Below are 4007 nucleotides of genomic sequence, written 5' to 3'. Positions count from 1 at the left end.
TCGACACCGTAATGCTCTCGGCAAGCATCAATAAAATCCACTATTACTTCTGTTTGCGGTCGAGCTCCGCTTGGGCGAAAAAAGCGGCAGCTTGCCTCAGGATATCATTCGTTCGCTTGAGCTCTTTATTCTCGCGCTCTAAGGCGGCAAGTCGTTCTTCAGTTGATTGAGTGTTAGAAGATGGTTTAGACGGTTGAGCTTGAGACTTCTTGACCCATGCTCTAAGTGTTTCTGGTGTACATCCCAGTTTATCTGAAATCGATACTAGCGCAGCCCAAAGAGAGGGGTATTCATGCTGTTGTGTGGTAACAAGCCTAATTGCACGTTCACGAAATTCTGATGTATAGCGATTTGATTTTTTCATAGTTCCAGTTTCTCAAGTTATTGAGTCTCTGGCAAACACGGGGCGATTCAGTTGGAATTCAACTCCTACGCTAGAGCTTGATACTGACGACTTATTTTTCTTTAACACGCCATTACATTCAAGTAAAACTCCTGCTCTTCGTTTATTTAAACGCCGAGCTAATTATCAAACACAATGGCATAAATTTGAAATTAAAGCCGAAGATCTAGAAAAAGAAGGCGTCTTATACGGCGACGTTGTCGAACCAGTAATATTTGATATTAAGGCTGCGACTAAACTTACGTCTATTTACCGCCCTTCTATTGAGAACCTATCAAAAAGAATTTTTGTTTTTCCCAAAGTAAATAGTATTGGAGAAGTAAAGATTCAATTATTAACAGCATCACGTTTCAAGACCACTATAGATAGGATATTGACTGAGCTTGGGTGTGATATCGTATTTAATTCGCAAAAGATCAGAAAATCAGGGCTTAACTACATTTACCGAAAAGTTGCCAAAGAATTTAAGTGGTATCAAAAAGCTGGCAAGCACTCTTATGAAACGTTCTTGCGTCATTATTTAATGCAAGATAACAAAGATGTTGCAATGACAATCAACAGAGCGACAAAAACAATGGCAGACTATTTTGTTCGCGATGTTACCGACAAAGTAATCATTTTGCAGACTCCACCAGAAGACGGTAAAAAAGTCCCGAATGGCACATGCATTAACTCAAAAGATAAATCCGCAGTAGTGGCATTCGAATCACAAAACAGGAAATTATTAGACCAGCGAGATACAAACGAGCATGCATGTGCCGACTTTAACGCATGCTTGTGGTGTCCGTTCTATCGCTGTGTTGCTGACGCATTGCATGTTTGGAAACTTTTGTCATACCGGGATTTTGTTGTTGCTGATATGGAAAACTCAGCCGCAACATTTGACTCTATAACAGAGCAACTGGAAAACATAGAGCAGTTGAAAAATAGGGTTAACGAAATATTAGCTGATATTGCCAAGCTTAATGCTCAAGCTGTGACTGATGGAAAAGAACTATTGAGAACAGAGGGTATTCATCCTCATTGGAAAAACACAGGTTTGCTATGACCAAAGAGATAACTAAAACAAAACTACTTGATATCGCTGTTGTAAAAACACATACAGGTCAAATCACTATAAAACCTTTGGTTCAGGTGTTAGAAGATTTTAAAGTTGATGATACTAGCGCTTTTAATTCGATTGCTTTGTGGGAAAACAGAGCATTGAATATTGCTAAACATGGCACTATTCACTTTGGCGATGACACTTGGATAAGCTATGAAGAAACGCAAAGAAATGTGAATTTTAAAGGTGTTGATGAATTAGCATATCAAATTCGAATTTATTCACTAATTAAACTCACACATGGTGATGTTGTAGGCGGTAAACCTCTAAAAATCTCTACACTTCAAAATGATGTAACGTATCTAAATTTATTTGCAGCCTTCTTAAGACAAAGAGGTTATCACTCATTTCATGAGTTGGAGTTCAAATCTGACTTAGTTATTAGGAATCTCATAAAAGACTATTTATATGAAGTCAGGAAAATAGCTATTTACAGACAATCACACTCATTTACTAAACTATTTGACGTGCAGCGCAGCTTTCGTCTTTTTGGCCCTAAGGTGTGTAGTGTTTTTATTGATGTACTTAACCAACTAAACGAGTTACACCATCCGAGACCAGTCACTTATTCGCACCCTGTCATTCCTACTAAAGTAATGAAAAAAATTCTGAAGTTTGCAGAAAAAATAGTTGAAAACTCTAAGGATAAGATAGAACGATGGCTAGAATTAAATGCACGCTTAATAGATAGTTTAAATGAAGGCTCCGTTGAACCACCGCCCAAAATTAGTACAGGTGAGCTAATAGCAAAACATGTAAGAAACTTACCCGATGAAGTGGAATTCATTCAATTATCCGAAGAATTAGAAGATTTAAAATTAGCCACATACATTAATATCTTGGCCTATACAGGCATGAGATATAACGAAGTACTTACATGCAAGGTTGGCTGTGCCAATTACAAAGATGATATTTATTACATTACGGCAATCATGACCAAAACCGACAACAGTAAGGTTGAGATGGAATGGTTTTCAAACGCTGAAGTACATGAGTGTGTTGGTATTTACGAAAAATATGTGTTCGGTATGCAAGAAAGGGCAAAAGCTGTACTTTCTTCATGCAGAGCCAATATAACAAGTAGTCAAGCACACAACTTGAAAGAAGGGTTAGAAAGAAACCGTCTTTTCGGGGTTTCACATAGTAGCTGTAGTGTTAGTTTTAGCGATGCTGGGCGATTCACAAAATTTGAGGTTAAAAACAGTGAAAACATTGAGCTTTTTGACTTAACTCTAGACGATGATGATATAGCAGAGCTTGAACGCCTTGAATCTAACTACAAAGAAGTTAGAGGAGAGAATAGAGGTGTCCCATACGAAGAAGGCGATACGTTTAGATTAACCGCTCACATGTTTCGACATACGTTGGCCTACTTTGTCATTGCCAATAAATTAGGTGAGCTTGATGATATTAGATATCAATTTAAACATTTAACCAGCCTAATGACGTTTGTTTATACTCGAAGAGCATTTTTGGCCTCAACAACTTTAATTAAAACTACTGAAGAGTTTAATGAGATTTTAATTGACCGTGTTGCAGAAGAGTTAATAGATGAAGCCGAGTCACAATCACTTAAAGGTGGTGCTGGTGAGCAAATTAATAAAACATCTAAAGATCTGATAATAGGTATTACTGATAGTCAAAGTAAAGATTCGACTGTGATTAAGCAGATCCATTTCAGTTCAATTGAAGAACTGAAAAAATTTCTCGTCAAAAATATTAAAAACATACGTGGCTTGCCTACGGGGTACTGCACTGCGGGAGAAGCTTGCAAGATAAAAGGAGCAGGAATCCCTAGTGGCTGTGTGTATTGTGGTAGTAAAATCATTACCAAACGCCACAAGGTCAATTGGCAAGTGATAAAAAAAGATGCGACCCAGAAACTAGAGGCATATGCAGCATCAACCACAGAAGAGCAAGAAGATTACGAGCTATTTGCTATTCACTGGAAAAATAATATAGCAGCAGCTGACTATGTATTAGATGAAGGCAAAGCGCATACAAACCAAGGAGAACAAGCATGAGTAGCGCATATGATGATATAAAACGTGCTTTTGAAGAGATGAAATCTGATGGCAGCAAGATAACCAAAAATGCAGTAGCAACGAGAGCTAAAAGAAATATTGCGAATCTATCTAAAGAAGAAGAAAAATGGGTAAAGTTACGAGAAAGTATTGAAAAAGCTCAATTAACTTGGGAAGAAAAAAATAAAGATAATTTAATAAAACAACTCAGAACAAAGGTAGCCGAACTAAAAAGCAAGCTTGCTAAAGAAAAGCAAAAAAATAATATCGGCACTAAGGAAATCGATAATAAAGATACAAAGTTATTAGTGTTGTTGAGTGAAATGTACGCAGAAATAGATAAGCTCAAACTGATTAATGCCGATTTACAAAATCAACTTCAGCATTCAGGGCAACATACAGAAATAAGAGTGGATACGTCTACTGGTGAAATTATTGAATTAGTTTCAACGAAACAATAGATTAGATGTAGTAG

4 protein-coding genes and 1 other annotated feature are annotated in these 4007 nt (G+C 37.1%); of the genes, 3 read left to right on the top strand and 1 reads right to left on the bottom strand.

Annotated elements, in window-relative coordinates; translation table 11 throughout:
- Positions 1–86, bottom strand: a sequence feature (AL1L pseudoknot). This feature is flagged as partial in the annotation.
- Positions 44–364, bottom strand: coding sequence for a transposase (locus tag P20439_RS19205; RefSeq protein WP_036934229.1), 321 nt, complete (start codon positions 362–364; stop codon positions 44–46). Its footprint overlaps the feature before it by 43 nt.
- 412 nt (positions 365–776) lie before the next feature.
- Here P20439_RS19205 and P20439_RS14145 point away from each other — a divergent pair, with 412 nt between their 5' ends.
- Genes P20439_RS14145 through P20439_RS14135 form a run of 3 tightly spaced genes read left to right on the top strand, consistent with a single transcriptional unit; the run spans position 777 to position 3993 of the window.
- A complete protein-coding gene (locus P20439_RS14145; protein ID WP_008467878.1) occupies positions 777–1451 on the top strand; it encodes a hypothetical protein in 675 nt (224 codons plus the stop codon).
- Positions 1448–3532: a hypothetical protein gene (locus P20439_RS14140; protein WP_008113384.1), complete on the top strand. Its 2085-nt coding sequence runs from the start codon at positions 1448–1450 to the stop codon at positions 3530–3532. Before P20439_RS14145 ends, P20439_RS14140 begins: the two co-directional genes overlap by 4 nt.
- A complete protein-coding gene (locus tag P20439_RS14135; protein WP_008113385.1) occupies positions 3529–3993 on the top strand; it encodes a hypothetical protein in 465 nt (154 codons plus the stop codon). The genes P20439_RS14140 and P20439_RS14135 overlap by 4 nt, the downstream gene beginning before the upstream one ends.
- Positions 3994–4007 lie beyond the last annotated feature (14 nt).

The sequence above is a fragment of the Pseudoalteromonas sp. BSi20439 genome (assembly GCF_000241165.1).
Taxonomy (GTDB): Bacteria; Pseudomonadota; Gammaproteobacteria; order Enterobacterales; family Alteromonadaceae; genus Pseudoalteromonas.
The sequence above is the reverse complement of the archived record's forward strand: the minus strand, read 5'-3'. Positions and strand labels throughout refer to the sequence as shown.

Bases quoted from the DNA above. Each gene is read 5' to 3' on its own strand.
- P20439_RS19205 (WP_036934229.1), bottom strand. From the start codon at position 364: ATGAAAAAATCAAATCGCTATACATCAGAATTTCGTGAACGTGCAATT.
- P20439_RS14140 (WP_008113384.1), top strand. From the start codon at position 1,448: ATGACCAAAGAGATAACTAAAACAAAACTACTTGATATCGCTGTTGTA.
- P20439_RS14135 (WP_008113385.1), top strand. From the start codon at position 3,529: ATGAGTAGCGCATATGATGATATAAAACGTGCTTTTGAAGAGATGAAA.